The organism is Stieleria magnilauensis, assembly GCA_007753675.1.
GTDB classification, from domain to species: domain Bacteria; phylum Planctomycetota; class Planctomycetia; order Pirellulales; family Pirellulaceae; genus Stieleria; species Stieleria magnilauensis.
The window spans coordinates 2,622,155-2,642,719 of record CP036432.1 but is presented as its reverse complement, the minus strand read 5'-3'; the positions used below and the strand labels follow the sequence as shown (position 1 = coordinate 2,642,719).

Below are 20,565 nucleotides of genomic sequence, written 5' to 3'. Positions count from 1 at the left end.
AGCGTTGGCGGAGTCTGTAAACCCGATGGAAGATTTAAATTCAGTCGGGAACCGGTGAACTAATCGAAGCCACCTTCCCCTCCAATGTCTTCAGTTTGCGTGAAACGATCTGTTGGACTTCTTTTCCCGACAGCCCAGCGCTGAGGGCTTCGGATAAGACTCCGGCGATTCGATCGGCAATGATTTCTTTGCGTTGAACACGGCACGTCGCGGTCGCACCCTCACAGACGACCATGCCCTTGCCACGCAGTGTTTCAACGATGCCTTCGGCCTGCAAATCCTGTAGCGCCCGGGTGACGGTGTTCGGATTGACCGTCATCTGTTGGCTGAGCGCGCGAACGCTGGGAATCAGCTGACCGGGCCGCAACGTCCGTTCGGCGATCGCAAATTTGATTTGACGCACGATTTGCAAATAAATCGCGACGCCGTTTGAAGGATCAATCGTGAAGAGCATCGCTTCGCTACATCTCCGGATACCTGGTGTACTAGATAGATGGTAACGTGGTCAGGTGGGCGTGTCAAGCGCTGCGCCCCCATCGGGCCTCGCTTTGGAGCATCGATTCCCGGTGATCTGAAGGAGGTAGCGGAACGGCGCGAGCCGTCCGGTGGCAGCTTGAAAAAAACGTGAAAGACCGGAGGGCTCGCGCCCTGCCGCTAACAAAAAACACCCCGGTTGGTGTCAAACTAAGTGGCATTGGGCGCGAGCCTACGGGCCCTGCGCTGGTCAAAACCTTGTCGATTCAGCGGTATTGGGCGCAAGCGGGCTGTCGAGTTAGTCGATGTTATGAATTCAGCGCAGTGAACGTAGCCCGACGCGTGCGCGAGGGACGCTGCGTGGCCCCTTGCCCACGCCTTTCGGTTTTGGGTAGGCCAGGAATTGTTGATAGAATGGCGGTCGGCACACGACGTTGCGCATGCTTTCTCGCAGATCCGCTGATGAGTTCCGCTGATCGGTATTCACCTCACTACACAATCGACGATTACCGGTTGTGGGAAAGTGATTGGGAGTTGTGGCAGGGCACTGCGGTGGCGATGACGCCCAGTCCTTTCGGTCGCCATGGGGGAATGCTGATGCGTTTGGGGACGGCGTTGACTAATGCCATCGATCACGCCAAGTGCAGTGCAGCAGTGCTGGCCGAGATCGATTGGATCATCTCCGCCGACACCGTGGTTCGGCCCGATATTTCGGTGGTCTGCGGAGCACCACCCGATGGCCACATTGAATCGGCACCGGCCATCGTCGTGGAAGTGCTCTCCGGGTCAACTCGCCAGCGTGATCTCTGCCAGAAGCGCGCCCTGTATCAGGAGTGCCGCGTTCCATATCATCTTGACGATTAGTGATGCCTGCGAAATTTTGGTCGACGTGCGTTTGCTAAGGCAGTGAATTCCGCACCAGCGCGGGCTATTTGTATCCCGACGCGTCACGCCCGCGTCAACCTTTCTCGCTCTCGCGGAAATACTCGTCGGGGAATTCTGCCTGCGGCGAGTGATCGGGATGTCGCCAAGGGAAGTTTGGACCGCGGTCTTCCAACAACGGAATCTCGTTGCCCTCGGATTCCTTCAGCAACGACCAGAGTGTCTGATTCATTGCTTTGATTCGCGTTTGATGTGAGGGATCATCGATCAGGTTGTTCATTTCCTCGGGATCATTTTGCAAGTCGTAAAACTCATCGCGATCCCAAAGTCCATGGCAGCGAATGTATTTCCAGCGTCCACCGATCACGGCGTGCAAGGTCGGCGTGTGGGGATAGTTGCGTTCCCAGTAATACTCGTACAACAGATGTTTTCGAGTCACGTCGTCGGTCGACGTGCCGCAGATCGACTTCCACAGGCTGATCCCATCAATTGTCGGAGGAGATTCCGCACCGGCGGCTTCCAGCAGCGTCGGCGCGATGTCGATATTGCCGATCAGATCGGTGTAGGTTTGGCCCGGCGGGATTCGGCCGGGCGCTTTCATCAACAACGGGACCTTGGCGCTTGCTTCGTAAGCGACGCGTTTGTCGATCAGCCCGTGATCGCCGAACTGAAATCCGTTGTCGCCCATGTAGACGAACACGGTGTTGTCGGCGAGGTCGGATTGTTGCAGGTACTGGTCCAGGCGACCGACACTGTCATCCACGGCAAGAATCGATTCACAGTAGCGGCGGTAATAGATCGTCGGTGAGAAATCGGCCATGTTGTATCCGAAATCGACCCCGTGCCGACTGTTGCGTTGATTGCGGACCCACATCGGTAGCTTTCCGCTGGCCATCTGCTCGGGAGTCGGAATGCGGATCGGCAATGCTTCGTCGTCATAGCGTCCTCGGTGTCGATCCGCGGGCACGAAGTCTGCGTGAACGCCCTTGTGGCTGACGTACAAGAAGAAGGGTTGTTCGGATTGCCGCTGCTCGAGCCAGTCGATGGCATAGTCGGTCAACTCGTCGGTGATGTAGCCCTTTTGTGCCACGCGTTTTCCATTGACGTTGAAACCGTCGTAGGTCGTTTGGGGAACTTCACGAGTCGTGCCGTGACCATCGGGCCAATAGGTGCCTTGCCCCTTGAACGCGACCCAGTGGTCAAACCCACGCTGCGGGTCATCGATGTCTCCACCCATGTGCCATTTGCCGATAAAGGCGGTTTGGTAGCCGGCTTTTTGAAGCTGTTGGGGAAAGAACACCAGGCTCGAATCGACCGGGTGGTAGTTGTCCACGACGCGGTGGTTGTGCGCGTATTGTCCGGTCAAGATCGACGCGCGACTGGGCGAGCATAGCGACGTCGTGACGTAGGCATTGGTGAACATTGCACCGGCCGACGCGATCGCATCAATGTGCGGCGTTTCGATGAACGGATGGCCGGCAACGCCCAAGCAGTCATATCGATGGTCGTCACACAGGACAAACACGATGTTGGGAGGCCCCGCGGCGACAGCGTCTTGGGGGAAGAGGCGCCACGAGAGTGGTCCGATCGGAAACAAAAACAGCGCGAGGCAGACGAACCGAAGGCGGACAAGACGTTGAGGCATGGAATCGTATCGGGGCCAGGGCGGAAGGACAGAAATGCCCAAGATAGTCTGCCGGCCCCGGACGTGGTCGCTATGGAGCATTGTTTCGCAGCAAGACGCCCGTCCAGTACCGCTCAATCGACATCGATGGGCGCCCGTGCGCTGGCGCGAACGGGCTGATGTCAATGGATGATCGGCCGTTTAACGCAAGCTTTCGGGCTGTGCCGTGGTCAAAATCTTGTCGATTTAGCGGTATTGGGCGCGCGCCCTGCCGCTAACAAAAAGCGCCCCGATTGGAACTAAACCACGAATCACTGCTCGCGGATCACTGCTCGCGAATCACTGCTCGCGAATCACTGCTCGCGGATGTCGGCGGTCAGGATGGCTTTGGCGGTGACGGATTGATCGCCGGCGGTGGTGATCAGGACGGTCACTTTTTGAGGGCCTTCGGCGTCGGTCGGGGTGAACGTGGCGGGAACGATGTGGATCGTCTTGGCGACGGTGGCTTGGGGGAAGGAGACGTCCCAGCCTTCACAGGTGATCGATTCGATCGTGAACGGGGTGGCACCTTTGATGACCAATCGCTTTTCGATTTTTTGGCCCGGCTTCAAGCTGCCAAAGGCGATCGCTTGGGGCGAGATGCTGAGCGGACTTTCGACGTTGCCGCTGACCGGGAAGGGGACTTCGGGGCGTTTGGTGTCGTTGGTGATGACGATGATTTCGTTTTGGAACGGCCCGGTGGGTGCGTCTTCGCGGATCGCGACGGTCAGCTCATAATCGGCCCGGCCGGCGCTTCGGCTGACCAGTTTCTTGCTCGGGACCAGCCACGGCACATTGCTTCGCACGTCGGCGATTTCCCAATCGCTGCGGCCGGCATACAGCACGCGTGTGGTCTTGCTGTCCGATTCGCCTTGGTTGACGGTGCCAAACTCGATCGCACCGGGGTGGAATACCATGTCGCTGCGGATGTAGCCGTCGACACGCAGCCGCACTTCGCTGAAGAACGGTTTGTCGATCACGACGGTCAGTGTTGCGCCCTTGGTGCCCCGGAAGGTGTCGGTGTTGAATCGCGCCAGAATCGACCCCGTTTGGCCGGGCTCGATGTACTCGGTTTCGACGATCGGTGTCGTGCATCCACAGCTTCGTCGGACCGTTTGGATGTGCAGCGGTTGCGTGTAGGGGTTGTAGACCGGGAAGCGGAATTCGGTTTTGGAAGCAACCGCTACGGTGCCAAAGTCATGCTTCTTGATTGCAAAGGCATTGTCGGGCCATTGCGATTGGGCCAGTGCGGATGCAGCGATCGAGAACGAAGTCGCAAGGGTCGCAAGAGCGATGACGGTGGCGCGGAACATGTGTTGGATTCCCCCCGGATGGCGATGTTGTGTAGTGACAGTGTTCATGCAGCGCGAATACTCCCCAAGGTGCTCCCCGCTGGAGGGAACTTAGGTCGGGAATAGGTTCCTGGTCGCCAAGGCACCGGAAAATGCCGATCGCTCGGAATCGCGGCGATCGGGCGACACGGTCCATCCAGCGGTCCAGCCACAGGCCCACCGCCGTCTCAGGCTGCGGGGGCGATTGTGGAATGTCGGGTTGAGACCGGTTGGTGAACCCTTGTCGTATTCTCCGAAATGAATCCTGTTACGATGGGAATGATTACCGAATCCAGGAAGACGGGCAAGGGAATCCCCCTCGGTTGAACTGTTTTTCCGCAAGATCCGTATAATCCTGCGGTCGGATTATCGCGACGAGGTCGACCTTGCGCCCCGCTTTGCTTCGACACTTGCTTTGCAGCATCCAAATCCAGCCAATCCACTGTTTTTTTGATCGTCTGGACGATGTTATGGAATGGCGCAACAATCTGAACGTGATGGACAACCACCCCAACGATCAGCCCGGAGCCGACAGCAGTGCAGCGGAACGGTTTGCCGCTGCGATGGAGCGTGTTCGCAAGGGAGACGATGAAGCGATCGGCGAGCTTTGGAACGGGTACTTTCAACGGTTGGTGCGTTTGGCGGCCAAACGTCTGCCCTCAAACCTCAAGCGAGCCGGTGACGAAGAAGACATCGCACTGTCGGCTTTCAACAGTTTTATTGCGGGAATTCGACGCGACCAGTTTCCTGATCTCAGTGGCCCCGACAACCTGTGGGGGTTGTTGATCACGCTGACCGGCCGCAAAGTCAACGCCCACCTGAGGTACCAGACCCGTCAGAAACGGGGCGGCGGAGCCGTTCGGGGGGAATCGGTGTTCATGCATGAAGACGAGACTCGCAAGTCACCCGGCATCGGTGGGGTTTCCGACGAGTCGATGACCGCGGATCTTAACGTCGAGCTGGAAGAGACGTGCAACGCGCTGCTGGATCAATTGCCAGACGCCCAGCTGCGTCAAATCGCAGTGATGCGGATGGATGGTTTCTTGGTCGACGAGATTGCTGACCGGCTGGGGCTCAGCAAACGCGCAACCGAGCGGCGGTTGCAATTGATTCGGCGGACTTGGTCCGAAGCCGTTCATTCCAACGACGAGGAACTGGACGAGTCGGTTTGAGCCCGGCCGTTGAACGCTTCATCATGGATCATGGTTCGCCCGATCGGGGGATGCCAGGTCGTTGAATACCCGATCGTTGAATACCCGATCGTCGAGCCCAGCGACACGGTACAAACAAGCTAGTGACCCGGTAGTAACACACGATGAACTTGGACGACCTGACCGCCGACGAATTGGCCGCGATCGACACGGTTTGCCTGGAATTCGAGGAGTGTTTCCAGTCCGATCGCCCGTTGTCGGTCGAACAGGCCATCAAATTGTTCATTGCGCAACATCGCAGCACGCCGCTGCGCGAACACATCGAACTGTTGCGTGAAGAGTTGCTGGCAATCGATAACGAACTACAAGCGAAACGACGTCGCGCCAGCCAGGCGGCCGAATCTCGGCCCACACCGTTTCAGTCCAAGACCGGCGTCCCCGTGCGACCGGAACCGGTGTTGGGTTTTGCCGACCCGACCGACCTAAGCGGCCCGACCGACCCCAGCGACCCAAGCGGTCCGCTGGTCGATGAGCGACCAGCGACCGATGTGGATGACCAGGTGGATGACCAGGTGGATGACCAGGTGGATGACCAGGTGGATGACCAGGTGGATGACCAGGTGGATCCCGCGGCTGGCCTCGCGGATGCCGGTCCAGTGGATGACAGTCCACGAGCCACCCAATGGATGGCTCCGTCGCCGGATGCGGGGCAAACACCGAAAGCGAGCGAACGCCCTCCCTCGAAGGGCCATGCTGCCTCAGCGAAATCTCCTGCCTCGGCGAAATCTTCTGACACCGCTGAGCGAGCCGTTGCCAACGATCGCATGGCCCGCGGCGAATCGGTCAGCGCGATCGGGCCCTATGCGATCGGTCGGGTTCTGGCCCGTGGCGGGATGGGAATCGTCTATCGCGCCCTGGACACACGGTTGGACCGCCCTGTTGCGATCAAGATGTTGGGTTTTCCGCATTTGGCACCGTCGGACCCCCGACGGATTGAGCTGGTGGAGCGATTTGAACGCGAGGCCAAGGCTGTCGCGGCGCTGTCGCATCCCAACATTGTGGAACTGTTCGACGTCGGGATGGCGGGCGATGCGCCGTATGCGGTGATGGAGTTCCTGAGCGGTCTGACCTTGGCCGAGCAACTGGTCGCCGGTCCGATGTCGCCCGAGCAGACCTGTCAGATCGGGATGCAGATCGCCGGCGCCTTGGCGACCGCGCACGCCGCGGGGGTGATCCATCGCGATTTGAAACCACAGAACGTGATGTTGGTCGACCATCACGATTCGGCAGGCGATTCGGCGCCGCGAGTCAAGTTGGTCGATTTCGGACTCTCGCGGGTCAGTGATTCGGCGTTCGCTGATGACGATCAAGACACCAGTCGGACTCGATCGGGAATGATCCTGGGGACACCCGGATACATGGCGCCCGAACAGGCGCGGGGCGAATCGGCGACGAGCGCGGCCGACATGTTTGGATTCGGGTGCGTGCTGTACGAGGTGTTTTATGGAAAGCAGGCGATCCCCGGTGAGACTCCGGCCGATCGATTGGCCGGCACGCTGAGGGGAGAAGTCGAATATGATCACGGCCCTTGCGAGAAGTCAGCGGTGTTGTGTGAACTGATCGCCCAGTGCCTGAACAAGGATCCCGCCAAACGCCCGACGGCAACGGATGTATACGCGCGATTGCGTCGTTTCGATTTGAGCAGCAGCGGCGCGGCAACTTCACCGCGGACCCACGATTCGGCCGACCGACAGGGAGCCGGCGAGGGGATCTTGCGGCGACACATGTTGACGACCTTGGCCGGCGGTCTGTTCGGCGGCATGCTGGGCGGGCTGTCATTGGGCAAGACGTCCTCGCGGTTGGGATCGATCCAATCGATCGCGGTGTTGGAACTTCGTGACATCAACGCAAAGGCGGGGGAGCCGACCGACGGAGCGATGCCGTTGGCCGAGCGCGGCCTTGCCGACGGTGAAATCCTGGCCTCCGCGCTCGTCAATGAACTGTCGGCGGTGGACGGCCTGACGGTGCTGCCCTTCCGTCCGTTGACGGCCCAAACGCCCGAACAGTTTGTCGCGCTCGGCGAAGAACTGGGGGTGGATGCGTTTTTGACCGGGGCCTTCGAAAGCCAGACGGCGGGACAACAAACCTATTGGGTCGTCAGCTGGCAACTCGTCAGTGCCGTCGACGGCAGTCTGATCGACGGCAAACAGTTTGTGACCGAGCAGTCGGGCGCCTTGCCGGGAGGACAATTCCTGACGCAAAGCGCGGTGGCGTCGGACGTTGCCAAACAGATCGGACGTGCCCTGGTCACCAGCGGGCAAAAGAGCGATGCGCCGGATCCGATGGCCTACGGATGCATGATGAAAGGGCATGCCTACGCGGATGCCGACAGCACCAAGGGACTGATGCGGGCGCTCAGTTGTTTTGAAAAAGCCCACGAAGAAGACCCACGGTTGAGCGAACCGTTGGCGGCAATCGCCCTCGCTTCGCTGACCCTGGCCTCACGAACCGACGCGGCCGAATCGCTCGCCCATCTGGAAAAGGCGCGCAGCAGCATGACCAAGGCGCTCGAAAAAGATCCCAACTCCGTCGACGCTCGATTGGCCCAAGCGATGATCGAATGGCAGTCGCTGGATCATTTCGAAGAAGCCTATCGGATCTTCGCCGAATTGCATCGCAAGTACCGATACAACTTTCAGGTCCAGCATCAGCGCGGCTTGCTGTTGGCGGCGCTCGGTTTGGGCGAGCAAGCGATCGACGCGTTACGCACGGCGACGAAATTGAACCCGTTGTCGATGCTGATCAAAACCGACAAAAGCCGTGTGGATTGGTTCTTTCAATATGATCGCCGCGCCCTGACCGATGCCCAACGCTATCGCGACTCGACGCCCGAATCCAATCCTTCGCGAAAGCTCGCGGTCGGATTGCTGATCGACATCTACGAACAGCGAGGCGATTTCCAACGCGCCGCCGAGCAGCAGGGGATGGCAACGACGCCGACGACGTCACAGGATTACTTTCGCTTGCGTGAAAACACGTTGGCAGCGTATCCCTACGGCCCGTTCGGCACGACACTCAATCGGGCCATCTTTGATTTGCGAACCCTGCCGAAGTTGGACGATTCGATGCTGGGTCTGTTGAGCGAATCCGGAGCGACGATGTTTTCCCTGTTGCTGGCCCAGCATCCGGCGTTCTTCCAGCTACGCATCCGCCCGGCCGCCGCCCCCTACCTGCCATCGACGGCAAATATCGGTCGAAGTGCCTGACCCGATGCCGCAATGACGGACCAATGCCTACAATCGGTCCAGCCGGGAGAACATTCGATCGCCCGGCACCAGGAGTGCGGGATGCTGGAGACGCTGATTGCTGGAATCGAGCCCCTTAGTCGACTAGACTGCTGATGCGTTCACTTTCCAGATTCCTCCCCGCATGAGCGACTTTTCCCGCATGCCGACCGCAGTAAGAACTCAGGCCCTGACGTTGCTCAACAAGGTGACGTGTCCGCATTGCTGGCATGCCTATGCGCCTGAGGAGTCACTTTGGATTGCCGAGCACCCTGATTTGCTGGGCGATGCCAAATTGGGGTTCCAGCATGCCAAGCGGTTTTTGCCCAGTCGGTTCAGTCCTCAGGGCGATGCGATCGACGAGATGGGGCAGTACGCGACTCGGATGGCCTGTCCCAAATGTCATCTGCACGTGCCGCGTTCGATGTACCAGGTACCCAGTCTGTTCTTCAGCATCTTCGGTGCCCCGGCGTGCGGCAAAAGCTATTTTCTGACGTCGATGTCCTGGAAGCTTCGTCAGACCTTGCCGAAACGTTTCGCCGTTTCGCTCAGCGATGTGGATGCGGAAACGAATTCGCGGATTCATGAATACGAAGAGTTGCAGTTCATGAACCCGGATTTGGACACGCCGGTCGCGTTGGCGAAAACGGAGGAGCAGGGGGACATGTATGACACGGTCGACATGGGCGACCACAGCGTCTCGTTGCCGCGGCCGTTCATGTTTAATCTGCAACCGCTGTCCAATCATCCGCGTTACCGTCGCAACCGTGAGATTTCCAAGCTGGTTTGTCTGTACGACAACGCGGGGGAGAGTTTCTTTCCGGGGGCGGACAAGACGGTCAACCCGGTCACGCGGCACTTGGCCTGTTCGAAGTGTTTGTTCTTCTGTTTCGATCCGACTCAAGACACGCGTTTCCGCCGCGCCTGCGAAGGCAAGACCGAGGATCCGCAGATGGTGTCTCGTACCTCACGCTTGGCTCGCGAGACCACGGTGCGTCAAGACACGATCCTGTTGGAAGCGATCCAGCGGGTGCGTCGCCATGCCGGCCTTCGCGACGATGAATTGCATCAGCGTCCGCTGATCGTGATTGTGACGAAGTGGGATGCGTGGAAGAATCTGTTGCCGGATGTTTCGACCGAGGAGCCGTATTTGCCGGTCAAGGGCAGTAAGTTTTGCTCGCTCGACAGCCGACGCATCAAAGAAACGTCGGAGCGGGTCGGCGAATTGATGGCGGAGATCTGTCCCGAGATCGTCGCCGCGGCCGAAGGGTTCTCCACCAGTTTGACCTTCATCCCCGTCAGCGCCAGCGGCAGCAGTCCGACGGTCGATCCGGCAACCGGCGCGTTGGGGATTCGCCCACGCGACATGCAGCCGTATTGGGTCGAGATCCCGATGTTGATGGCGCTGCACAATTGGGCGGGCGGTCTGGTCGGAGCGACCGGTGATACCGCGTCGTTGGACGATGGTCGCTGGCTGACGGAACAACTCGAGTGACCTTTGAGTACTGAATTACTTTACACGTCCGCGCCCCAAGGGCTGCGTCATGGCAGTCGAGGTTTCTGTACGGTCCTGACGACGGCAGGGATGCCGATCAATGTGATCGGAAAGTTGGAAGCGATCTCCAGCTACCGGCATCTATTTCCACCGGACAGCAGTCGGGCTTCGGAAAACCCTGTTTCGCTTGCCCATCAACGCGTCAATCTGGGCGGTCAAATCGTTTCGGTCCTTTCCCGCGTTGCGGCCTACGGAACCGACTACTCCGGACGGACCAATAAGATCGCCCATCACGTCACGATTGACCCCAGCGAAATGCCTGCGGCGGGGCCGGCTTGGTTGATCGGCCAGGGTTCGGTCCTGCGCAGCGAATGGCTGGGGCAGTGTGAGACACCGGCCAGTGGACCGGAGATTCCCCGCGGCGACCAACCGCCGCGGATCTGCACGTCGTGGAAATCGGTCGCCGGCGACGCCGGTTGGGGCGGCGTGGTGGCCGAAGCGATTTCGCAACCCGACGCGACGCCGCTATGGGTGATCTACCCGTTGAACCAACAGGGGCGACTGCTGGAACTGATCGACGAATCGATCGCCCTGTTGCCGGCCAGCCAACGCTGGCGAGCCACGTTCAATACGTTTGCGGCGAACATCCCCCCGGACGTCGAATGCAAGATCCGTTTCGTCCCGGTCGGTACCGAAGAGGCACGGTTTGCGGCTTCCGCTGGGAAATCGATCGATTTGACCAAGCACCAATCGATCACGACGGCGTCTCAATGGGTGGAGCGGGCGCGGGGGGTGATTCGAGGAGAAACCGGAACGCCGATTGCCAGCGGGGGATTCAACGCGGTCCAAGAAGTCGACGTGGCCACCCCCGTCGAATCGTCGTGGTCGTCCGATGATGACGCGCCGCCCGGGCCGCCGCCACCGATCGAACCCCCGTCGTTGCCGATGGATTTGATCCGCGGCAGGGAGCGACGCAGAAAACTTGTGATGGCCGGTTCGGTGTTGATGGTGATCATCGGATTGATGGCGACCTGGACGGTGGCACGACTGATGGCGGGGCTTCCCATCCTGCCGGGATCGGGTCCGCCGCCGGCACCGCAAATGCCGATCGACATCACACCGCCGATCGAAGAAGAAAAACCAGCTCCGGCGCCGGTTCCGGTGCCGATCGAGACCCTCGACTTGGTCCTGCACTACGACAAGAAACAACTGCTGGAGTTTGCCGTCCAGCATCCCGATGGTGAAACGCCGCTGCCGGGGCCGGTTTCGCTGCGGGGCTACGTGCGCCTCAAGCCGATCCCAGACGATACGGACAACGCTCCCGACATCAAACGCACCAAACTGGTTGTTTGGGGCGGCAGTCCCCAGTCGTTGGGGGCGGCCGAGGAACTGGTCGTCGTGACCACTCAATTGACCGAGAGGGCGCAAACGCTGACCGTTGAGCAGTTGCCCTCGGTTCCCGAACCGTTGGGTCCGACGAAGGTCTATTGGAGCCGCCAGACCGGCGACCTGATCGCGATCGCTGATTTGGATCTTTCCAGCGAAAACGGATGGTTCAGCGAGCAGGGTCGGGCGTACCAGACCGCCGCGGTCAAGCTGGCCCGGTTCGCGGATTTGGCCGATTCCATTGAGCGGGAGAGCGCCGCGTTGCCGCCGAATTTAAAAGAGGTCACCGAAGCGTTTTTTCGCCACCTGTTCCCGGGGAAAGCCCAGGCTCGGATCGAATCGCTGATTCGCCGTGCCGGAGGAGTGGACCTTTCCGAGGCGTCAACCAAACTAAAAGCGTCGTTGCGGTCCAAGCTCGAGTCGTCTAACAAGGCGTTGAAGAAAGACCAACAGGCGGCACTGGTGCAGATCGTCGATGACTGTGGTCAGCTCGCCCAAGTCGCCGCCGAACTCCACGCCGCCTTCGCCGTCTTGGCAGAAGGCCATCGGGTTGAAGTTCCCGAATTGAAATTCCTGGAATCGGAAACGGTCGTGCTGCGACGTGTTCCGCTTCACATACATTTTTCCTGGTAAGTGTTGCCATGCCGACGACCGTTGACAAGATCCGACGCGCTCTCGAAAAACGCGATGGAATTGCCGAAGACGAGATGCGTGTACTCGCCGATTCCTACCGGACACAAGTCCAGGAGGTCAATCAGCGACTCGACGATGCCGTCATGTTGCTGCGCAAAGGGCTCCGCAGCGAAGCGATTCAACGCGTTGAAATGACGCCCAATGCGCTCGACGCAGCGGCCGAACTGGAGTTTCCCGAATGGGATGAATGGAACGAAATTCTTCAGTTCATGGGGATCCCGCTGCCGCCGAAGTTGAACCAGGACTACGTCGCCCAGATCAATGAAGCGATCATCGAAAGTCTGCCGCTGGACGCACTGCTGCGACGGCATCGACGGTTGGCGATCGCCAAAGCGTTGTTGGCGGTCCGCCTGCGAACGCTTCGGCAAATTGCCCGCGTGGATTCGGCCAACGGCGTCTGGCATGACGATGTGGAGAAATGGGAAAAGGTGCGGCTCAGTCAGATCGATCATGAGCTCAAACACGCCCTGGAACAAGAAGACTCGCGCTACCTGTATCAGTTGAACCAAGAGTTGACCAGCGGCAACTGGCGGGTCGCGCCCTCGTCGCGGTTGATCGATCAATGCGCCTTCGCCGCCGAAGCCCACGTCCGTCAATCTCAAGAATCCGAACTCGGTGTCTTGGCCCCGCAAATCAACGCGGCGTTTGAAGATCGTGACGAGTCGCTCGCCAGAACGCTGCGATCACAATGGCAATCGGTTCGCGCCAAGTACAAGGTCAGTGTGCCGGGCCATTTGGAATCCAGCGTCGCCCCAGCGATGCAGTGGCTCGAAGACTTGGATCGGCAAGCCGTGATGGAAAGTGAACGGCAGATGGCGATGGCGAATCTGGAGTCGACGCTGGAGTCCGATTCGCCGATCGAAGCGGTCAAGAAGGCCTATGATCAGGCATCGCGGTTCGGTGAGCCGTTGCCCGAAGACCTGACGCAGCGCGTCGAAGAGCTGGCCAATCAGCCGGCCAAGCAAGCCAAACGCAAAATGATCCTGATCGGAGCCGGGATCGCAGCGGTCGTTCTGGTGGGAATCGTCGGCATCGGTATGTTCCTCGCATCCTCGGGAAAGCAATCCGTACAACAAGAAAGCGTCGACCAGATGACCCGGTTTGTCGAAGCCGAACAGTACGACGCGGCGATGGACTTCTACAACTCGGTCCTGGCCTCCGACCCGGACCTGGCACGGTTGCCGCAAATGGTCGCGATGCAGGCGACGGCAAAGAAAGCGATTGAGAAACAGGCCGCACGGCAAGAATTATTCGACAAGCTGATCGCCCAGGCCAGCAACGATGACCCGGCGTTGATCGACGAGATTCTTTTGCCGCAACTCGACGAGCTGGCCGCCACGCCCGGCGAGCAGGCCCGCGTCGATGATCTCCGTCAACGCAAGGCGGCTTATCGGGCCGGCGAGGCGATGCGGCAGTCCGATGAAATGATCGGAAAGGTCGCCGAGTTTCAGCGTCAGTTCGCCGAACTGTCTTCACGCGGCGATTCGACCGGCAACCGCCAGGCCATCGGGCAGCTGCTCTCGTCCATCGTTCGGCTCCCCAACCAATTCCCGCTCGCCTCGGACACGGCCCGGGCGAAACAGGAAACGCTTCGGGCGCAAGTCGATTCGACGTTGAAACGTCTCAAGGACGAAAGCATGGTGTCCCAGCAACGCGATGCGGCCATCGACTCGTTGCTCAACTCCCGTTCGTTGGAAGTCTACTCCGATCGGCTACGAGACTTTTCCACCCAGTCGGTCTCACGCACCGGCTTCATCGAATTTCGTACCGTCATCGATGAAGAGGATCACTGGTTGAATGTAGAGCGGATCAATGCGTGGTTGGGTGACCTGGAATCCAAGTTGAACAATGGAGTGACGTCGACCGAAGCGGCGGCGTTGATCGAGTCGGCAGAGAGAATCCAATCGGTCGCTTCGCCCAATCCGGTCTTGCAGGCCATGCCGCAATTTACCGAGACGATGAAAGAGATCGTCGGGCGGAGGGTCATCCTGGACGGCGCCTTTGGCTTGATCGCCAAACATCCGCTGTCGCAATTGGTCACGCTGCCGATTCCAGATTCCGAAAGCCCCACCGGCACGACGTCGCATTTGATCTACAAGACCTTTGCCGAACAAAACGCCGACCGCATGTCCCGCGCCGGTAGTATCGGCGTGGACGTCGTGTCCGATCCGCTCGGCGGTGTCCGCAACCGAGCCTTTCAGGGGCCGTTGCCGAAGGTCATCGACGAACCGAATCAATCGATCGCCCAAGTCGTCAGCCAAAAGTCCAAGCAGGCGATCGGGTTTGACACCAAATGGGAACTGACGTTTCTGTTACAGGTCAGCGAGGTGATGAAGCGACCAGAACTCGACGGCGTCATCAAAGAATGGTTGATCTATTACCTGCTCGACGCCGCGACGCGTGGCAGCAACGAACTCAAGGAGATGATTCCGTTGACGATGCGGACACTGGTGCGGCGCAGCAGCGTCCGTGAGCAGTGGCACCAATCGCGACCGACCGACCCCGAACTGAACGCGGAGGTCAAGCGGGTGATTGCGGCCGAATTGCCCATCGCCTATCGACGTTTGGCCAACCCCTTGTCCGACTACGAAACCATTGCCGCCCAGCGGCTCAAGTGGGTCGGTTTTCTGACCAAATCGTCCGGCGGCCAAATCGAGTATCATCTTCGCGGTGGAACTCCAGAATATGACGGCACGTTGTATGTCGCCGCGGCCTCCCGAGAGGGTGATGCGGAGACGTCGATTTTTCCGGTCGGAAAATTGCAGCAAGGCCATGTTCAATTGACACCCAATCCCGTGCATCAAGTCCCGGGACGCCCCCTGTTCTTGTTTCCGAACTGAATCGCATGACTCAAATCGAACGTGTCTTCATTCGTTTCCGCGGTCGAACGATCGGCCCGCTGACTCCGGACAAGGTCAAGGACATGGTCCGTCGGGGCCAGGTCACTCGGATGCATGAGTTGTCCGGCGACGGGTTGAGTTGGATGAAGGCCGATGAGTTCGGAAACTTCTTTCCCCGAGCGGTCGCCAGCGGTGGCATGGCCGGCGACATGGCGGCGTCGGCGTCGAGCGTGCCGCCGGGCAGCGAAGGCTCACACGGCGAAGGCGGAACCGCGCCGGCTTCCAACGACAACGCCACGGCCCAGTGGTACGCTCACGTCAATGGTGAAAAACAGGGCCCGGTTTCGATGGACCAAATGCGTCTCTACAGCGAGGCGAAGATCCTCAAGAAGGATTCGTTGGTTTGGAAGAACGGCATGGACACGTGGAAACCGGCTGCCGAAGTGATTCCGGAATTGTTCGGCGGTGCCCCTGCCGGCGGCGGTCAGACGATCGTGTCACACGTCACCAGCGAGACGCCCCCGTCCGATGGCGGCGCGTTGTCGACCGAGTTGGCCAAACACCACGCCCTGATCCTGGCCTTCGGCGTCAGCCTGCTGATCATCGCCGCGATCTTTATGGTCGGCCAAATCGTGGCCCTCAATCAGGGCGGCAGGAAGCTGAAATCCGACACGATGTCTGCCGCGATCCGGATCTCGCTCAGCGGTGTGGCCGCGATCGCCGGCGTGATGGCGGTGCAGTCGGCGGTCAAACTGAAAGCCGCCGCCCAGTCGTCCTCGGCAATCGCCGCCTTGATGGCCGCCCGGACGTTGAACCAATTCTGGGTGATGACCTCGGTCGCCGTCATGATTTGGCTGGGGATCCTGTTGCTGATCCTGATCACGGCCCTGGCCACCAACGTGCCGATCACCAACGTGCTGGCGTAAAACAACCGAGCTGGCTCTCGTCGGGCATGCTGTGCATGCCGTTGTCGCTACCACGTTTGTCACGCACACCGTGTCCTGTCCGAGTTTCGCAGGGCATGCTGTGCATGCCGTTCTCAAGCACAGCGTGACCCACCGTGCCGGGCCCCGCGACGTCGCGGATTCTGCGAAGTCTTTCCCAGAAAACTGCTTTTTTTGCACGGATCAACGCGTCGCGCGCCACTAACTGAGTGACTTCCCCCGACTCTGTTTAGTGATGAGACGAACGATGCGACTGACGCTGCGAACGTTGCTGGCCTACTTGGATAACACGCTTGAGCCCCAGGAGGCGGAAATTCTGCGGCAAAAGGTCGAACAGAGCGGGTTCGCCACGCAACTGGTTCAGCGGATCCGCCGCTCCGTGGCCGACCCATCGTTATCCGCTCCCGCTCCCGATTCGGTGCACCCGATCGAGGAGCCCAACATGATGAGCAACTTTTTGGACAGCACACTGCCGCCGGAGCAGATTGCTGAAATCGAAAAGGCCTGCCTGGAATCGCTGCCGCATCTTGCCGAGGCGGCGGCCTGTCACCAGATCTTGACGATGGTGTTGGGGCGACCGGCCGCAGTGTCGGACCGATTGCGCGAGCGTGTGATCGGGATGGTCGACGCCGACGGCAACGTCGTCGCGACGGATCTGTCGCCGTCGACCGGCGGAACCCCTTCACCGGCGATCGCCGGCGAAATCGGTCCCCGTTACTCGGGCATCGATCTCAGCGACGCCGATGACCGGGCGTCCACGCAGCCGTCCGCAGAAACGCCGGACGACGCGGCCGTCGGAACGTTTCCCGATGCATCGTCGCAGCCGATCGCCGATCCCCGAGCGACACCGCCGCAAGACGTCCAACCGGTCGGAGTGAGCGATAGTGGGGTGTTCCAGGCGGCGACAAAACTGCGTGAACAATCCCATCAATTTGCCGAGGCCGGGACCGCATTGGACGATGCCGAGCCGCTCGCCGGCGATCGGCCACTGAAACAATTGGAACGTTCCGATTTCTACGACGGAGAAGTGCGCACGTCGCGGATCACCCCGTGGCTGGTCACGCTCGCGCTGGTCGCGATTTTGTTGTTTGCCATCAGCAAGATTTTCACGCCGCTGCTGGGACCGCAAAAACTCGCTCAGTCCGATGCCGAGTCCACGGTTTCCCAATCCGACAGTGATGAGCCCGTGTCGAACGCCGGAGCCGGTGAAGCGAAAACTGGAGATTCGAAAACGGCTGAAGCGGACGCAGATGCAGACGACGAGGCGGACGATCCGATGGCGATCGATCCGGAGATGTTGCCGGCGCCGGAACCGGTCGCGATACAGCCGCCTGTGCCCGGCAGCGACGAGGCACCGCCGGAACCTGATTCGGCGGCCGACTTGGTGGAGGTTCCCGCCACCGGTGAGACGGCCACCACCGAGACGGCGGAACCGATGGAGGATTCCGATGCACCGCCGTTGCCAACGACGCCCGATCGATTGACCGATCCATCGCCCACACCCGACATCCCCGATCCGCTGGTCGGGAACGCCGAAGTCGTGATGGAAGATTCCGACGCGCCTCCGCTGCCGCCTGGGGTGAGCGAGGAACGGATCGCTTCGTTGCCCGCTACGAAGACGCGACGCGATACCGATCCGGAGACGAAAACGCCCGACATGGACCGTGCGGCTGACCCGACCGCGGATGACGCCGCCGCTTCGGAATTGGCGCTGGCAAAATTGGTTTCCGAGAATGTGTTAGTCGCCAAACGGCAAGGAGAATCGAACTGGACGCTGTTGGCGCCCGACTCCACCGTCACCCCCGGCAGCGTGACGGTTTGTGGCCCCGAGTATCGCGCCAGTTTTCAGCTGGCCGGAGAGGAATCGCTGACCAGCACGTTGGTCGGACCAACCGAGGTTCGTTGGGAATCGGGCCAGGCGACGGTGAACATGGAGATTCGTTATGGCCGGGGCACGGTTGAATTGCCCAAACCCGGGAACAGTGTTGCGATGACGGTCGGCGAGACCACGATTGTTGCTCAGACAGAAACGGGCCAGGCCGTGCTGGCATTTGAAGTCTCGCATCGTCGTCAGTTGGGGGCCGACCCGATGGTGGCCCAGAACCATCAGACCGTGGTGGTGCTGACCAGCGTCGCGGGCAATGTTTCGGCCAGCGGACATGGCGACGCGGTGGAGATTCCAGCCGGTTCGCAGGTTGTTTTGAAGCTGAATGAATCGGATTCCGGCGAGAATGCGGTGACTCAACCGCCACAGTTGCCGTCTTGGATTGATCCGGAAGTGGACACGGGATCGTTGGAATCGGAAGCGGCAAGCGATTTGCTGGAGTTGATCCGCGGTGACGGATCCGATTCGCTGCTGCTGTCATTGCGCGTTGCCTTGGGATTTCGTCGCAATGAAGTCGCGGCGCTTGCCGGCAAGACGATGCTGGCGTTGGGTGATGCGTCGGCGTACTTCGGTGTGGATGGCTTGTTTAGCGATCCCAAGCAGCGTCTTTACTGGTCCTCTCACTTGGATGCGGTTCGCCAGATGATGGACCGCAGCATTGTCGACGCCGCAGCGGTCCGGACGGCGATTGCGGGGCAGAACGCGGCGATGGACAACGCCGATGGCGACACGTTGTTTCGCCTGCTGACCGGGTACTCGCAAGATCAGTTGGAAACCGGTGGAGACGCGGAATTGGTGGCCGATCTGGAATCGCCGTCGATGCCCGTTCGAGTCTTGGCGTCGGAGCACTTGCGTGACATCAGTGGCACGACACTGTTCTTCAAACCTGAAGAGGAAGTTGCCAGTCGTCGCGAAGAGGTGGTCAAGAAATGGAAGGTTCGGTTGCGGAAGGAATCGATCCGATATCCGGAAGCCGAATGAGTTCGACCGTCAAGCGCGTTGCGCGAGTGCTGATCGCAACCGTCGTCGTCGTGGGGCTGGTGCTGGCCACTCGCAGTGCCATCACGCAGTGGAACCATCAACAGAATTTGGCCCTGGAGCGGATCGCGGAGATTGAAGCGGCGATCGAATCGGCGAAAACGGCTGCGGAGCGTCGGCAGTTGGAGGCTGATTTGGCGTTGGCTCGGTCCCGGGTTCCGCACGTGGTGAATCTCGCCTGGGGAAAAATCGGCTTGGCCGCCGTGTTCTATGGACTCGGGCTGATTCCCGGCGGCTTGGTGCTGTACGAAGGAACACGGGTGTTGGGCTATCGCGTCGGTCTTCAGGACGCCTTGTCCGCCCAAGTGGTCGGCCATTTGGGAAAGTACGTGCCCGGCAAAGCGATGGTGGTGGTGATCCGGGCGGGGCGACTGGCGGGGGTGGGGGTTCCGGTCGTGGCCGGCTCGATCGCCGTCTTTTTAGAAACGCTGACGATGATGGCGGTCGGTGCGGCGTTGGCGGGAGGTTTGATCTTTCTGTTGCCGGTACCGCGATGGATCGCTTGGTGTGCACTCTGCGGAGGCGTCTTGGCGACGCTCCCCACCCTGCCCCCGGTGTTGAAGCGGCTGGTCAAGAAAGTCTCCCCCAAACCAACAACCCCGCCCAATCTACCCCTCCCCCCGGGGACAGACCCCAGATCGCTGGGGACAGACCCCAGATCGCTGGGGACAGACCCTGGATCGATGGGGACAGACCCTGGTGTAATGGGGACAGACCCTGGTGTAATGGGGACAGACCCTGGTGTAATGGGGACAGACCCTGGTGTAATGGGGACAGACCCTGGTGTAATGGGGACAGACCCTGGGGTGATGGGGACAGACCCTGGGGTGATGGGGACAGACCCTGGGGTGATGGGGACAGACCCTGGGGTGATGGGGACAGACCCTGGTGTGATGGGGACAGACCCTGGGGTGATGGGGACAGACCCTGGGGTGATGGGGACAGACCCTGGGGTGATGGGGACAGACCCTGGGGTGGTTGGAGCGGAGTCGGTCGTCGTTGCGGTTGGCCACGACTGGCGTTTCTTTGTCTCTGCCTGGATCGGGCAGGGCGTTGCCTGGGCTTTGATCGGTGCGTCGTTTGCTTGGCTGGTTGATAGCATTCCGGGCGAACGGACGGCGCATTCCGCGTTGCTGCTCTATGCCGCCTCGGTCGCGTCAATCGCGTTGGCGATGGTGGTCGGGTTCGCGTCATTGCTGCCGGGTGGCGCGGGGGTTCGCGAGTTGACGTTGGCGGTGGTTCTGGCGCCGGTGATCGGGGGATCTCACGCCCTGTTGGCTGCGATTTTGGCTCGTTTGCTGTTTATCGGGGTGGAATTGCTGGCCGTGGTCGCCGTTGCAGTGCTGGGGCGGCTGCGAGAAAGTGTGCTTGCGCACGAATGAGCGGAACCTGGACTGCTAGGGCGGGTTTCATCGTGATAGACTAAAATGCTCGATTTCAGGCATTGAAGCCGATTCTTCATTTCTCTTAGCGTCTCCGATCGTTTGGCTGTTAGTGAT

The 20,565-nt window shown here is 60.1% G+C and carries 12 protein-coding genes; 9 read left to right on the top strand and 3 right to left on the bottom strand.

What is annotated here, in order from left to right; translation table 11 throughout:
• Positions 1–40: 40 nt before the first annotated feature.
• Complete coding sequence (locus tag TBK1r_RS09420) at positions 41–454, bottom strand: GntR family transcriptional regulator (RefSeq protein ID WP_145209296.1); 414 nt, start codon at positions 452–454, stop codon at positions 41–43.
• A 482-nt stretch (positions 455–936) separates the two neighbouring features.
• Between TBK1r_RS09420 and TBK1r_RS09415 the strand changes: the two genes are divergently transcribed.
• Positions 937–1,338: a Uma2 family endonuclease gene (locus tag TBK1r_RS09415; protein ID WP_419581168.1), complete on the top strand. Its 402-nt coding sequence runs from the start codon at positions 937–939 to the stop codon at positions 1,336–1,338.
• Positions 1,339–1,432: 94 nt separating this feature from the next.
• On the opposite strand, the gene TBK1r_RS09410 is transcribed toward TBK1r_RS09415, so the two are convergent.
• Both TBK1r_RS09410 and TBK1r_RS09405 read right to left on the bottom strand, forming a co-directional pair.
• A complete protein-coding gene (locus tag TBK1r_RS09410) occupies positions 1,433–3,001 on the bottom strand; it encodes a sulfatase family protein (protein WP_145209293.1) in 1,569 nt (522 codons plus the stop codon).
• Between the two features lie 332 nt (positions 3,002–3,333).
• Positions 3,334–4,380 (bottom strand): DUF1573 domain-containing protein, encoded by a 1,047-nt coding sequence (locus TBK1r_RS09405; protein ID WP_372899023.1) that lies wholly within the window; start codon positions 4,378–4,380, stop codon positions 3,334–3,336.
• A gap of 467 nt (positions 4,381–4,847) precedes the next feature.
• Between TBK1r_RS09405 and TBK1r_RS09400 the strand changes: the two genes are divergently transcribed.
• The 8 genes from TBK1r_RS09400 (at position 4,848) to TBK1r_RS38445 (ending at position 20,448) form a co-directional block, all read left to right on the top strand.
• Complete coding sequence (locus TBK1r_RS09400; RefSeq protein WP_145222347.1) at positions 4,848–5,522, top strand: ECF-type sigma factor; 675 nt, start codon at positions 4,848–4,850, stop codon at positions 5,520–5,522.
• Positions 5,523–5,665: 143 nt separating this feature from the next.
• Positions 5,666–8,767: a protein kinase domain-containing protein gene (locus tag TBK1r_RS09390; RefSeq protein WP_419581167.1), complete on the top strand. Its 3,102-nt coding sequence runs from the start codon at positions 5,666–5,668 to the stop codon at positions 8,765–8,767.
• A gap of 163 nt (positions 8,768–8,930) precedes the next feature.
• Complete coding sequence (locus TBK1r_RS09385) at positions 8,931–10,280, top strand: hypothetical protein (RefSeq protein WP_145209285.1); 1,350 nt, start codon at positions 8,931–8,933, stop codon at positions 10,278–10,280.
• Positions 10,281–10,283: 3 nt separating this feature from the next.
• The gene (locus tag TBK1r_RS09380; RefSeq protein WP_145209282.1) at positions 10,284–12,299 is read left to right on the top strand and encodes a GAP1-N2 domain-containing protein; all 2,016 of its coding nucleotides are present in this window, start codon (positions 10,284–10,286) and stop codon (positions 12,297–12,299) included.
• 8 nt (positions 12,300–12,307) lie between these two features.
• Positions 12,308–15,199 (top strand): DUF3421 domain-containing protein, encoded by a 2,892-nt coding sequence (locus tag TBK1r_RS09375; protein WP_145209279.1) that lies wholly within the window; start codon positions 12,308–12,310, stop codon positions 15,197–15,199.
• Between the two features lie 5 nt (positions 15,200–15,204).
• The gene (locus tag TBK1r_RS09370) at positions 15,205–16,125 is read left to right on the top strand and encodes a DUF4339 domain-containing protein (protein WP_145209276.1); all 921 of its coding nucleotides are present in this window, start codon (positions 15,205–15,207) and stop codon (positions 16,123–16,125) included.
• A 253-nt stretch (positions 16,126–16,378) separates the two neighbouring features.
• A complete protein-coding gene (locus TBK1r_RS09365) occupies positions 16,379–19,009 on the top strand; it encodes a hypothetical protein (protein ID WP_145209273.1) in 2,631 nt (876 codons plus the stop codon).
• Positions 19,006–20,448 (top strand): hypothetical protein, encoded by a 1,443-nt coding sequence (locus TBK1r_RS38445; protein ID WP_419581166.1) that lies wholly within the window; start codon positions 19,006–19,008, stop codon positions 20,446–20,448. Before TBK1r_RS09365 ends, TBK1r_RS38445 begins: the two co-directional genes overlap by 4 nt.
• Positions 20,449–20,565: the final 117 nt, after the last annotated feature.

What these genes read in the sequence shown, in the direction of transcription:
- TBK1r_RS09420 (WP_145209296.1), bottom strand. Translation starts at nt 454, where the DNA reads ATGCTCTTCACGATTGATCCTTCAAACGGCGTCGCGATTTATTTGCAA.
- TBK1r_RS09415 (WP_419581168.1), top strand. Translation starts at nt 937, where the DNA reads ATGAGTTCCGCTGATCGGTATTCACCTCACTACACAATCGACGATTAC.
- TBK1r_RS09410 (WP_145209293.1), bottom strand. Translation starts at nt 3,001, where the DNA reads ATGCCTCAACGTCTTGTCCGCCTTCGGTTCGTCTGCCTCGCGCTGTTT.
- TBK1r_RS09405 (WP_372899023.1), bottom strand. Translation starts at nt 4,380, where the DNA reads ATGAACACTGTCACTACACAACATCGCCATCCGGGGGGAATCCAACAC.
- TBK1r_RS09400 (WP_145222347.1), top strand. Translation starts at nt 4,848, where the DNA reads ATGGACAACCACCCCAACGATCAGCCCGGAGCCGACAGCAGTGCAGCG.
- TBK1r_RS09390 (WP_419581167.1), top strand. Translation starts at nt 5,666, where the DNA reads ATGAACTTGGACGACCTGACCGCCGACGAATTGGCCGCGATCGACACG.
- TBK1r_RS09385 (WP_145209285.1), top strand. Translation starts at nt 8,931, where the DNA reads ATGAGCGACTTTTCCCGCATGCCGACCGCAGTAAGAACTCAGGCCCTG.
- TBK1r_RS09375 (WP_145209279.1), top strand. Translation starts at nt 12,308, where the DNA reads ATGCCGACGACCGTTGACAAGATCCGACGCGCTCTCGAAAAACGCGAT.
- TBK1r_RS09370 (WP_145209276.1), top strand. Translation starts at nt 15,205, where the DNA reads ATGACTCAAATCGAACGTGTCTTCATTCGTTTCCGCGGTCGAACGATC.
- TBK1r_RS09365 (WP_145209273.1), top strand. Translation starts at nt 16,379, where the DNA reads ATGAGACGAACGATGCGACTGACGCTGCGAACGTTGCTGGCCTACTTG.
- TBK1r_RS38445 (WP_419581166.1), top strand. Translation starts at nt 19,006, where the DNA reads ATGAGTTCGACCGTCAAGCGCGTTGCGCGAGTGCTGATCGCAACCGTC.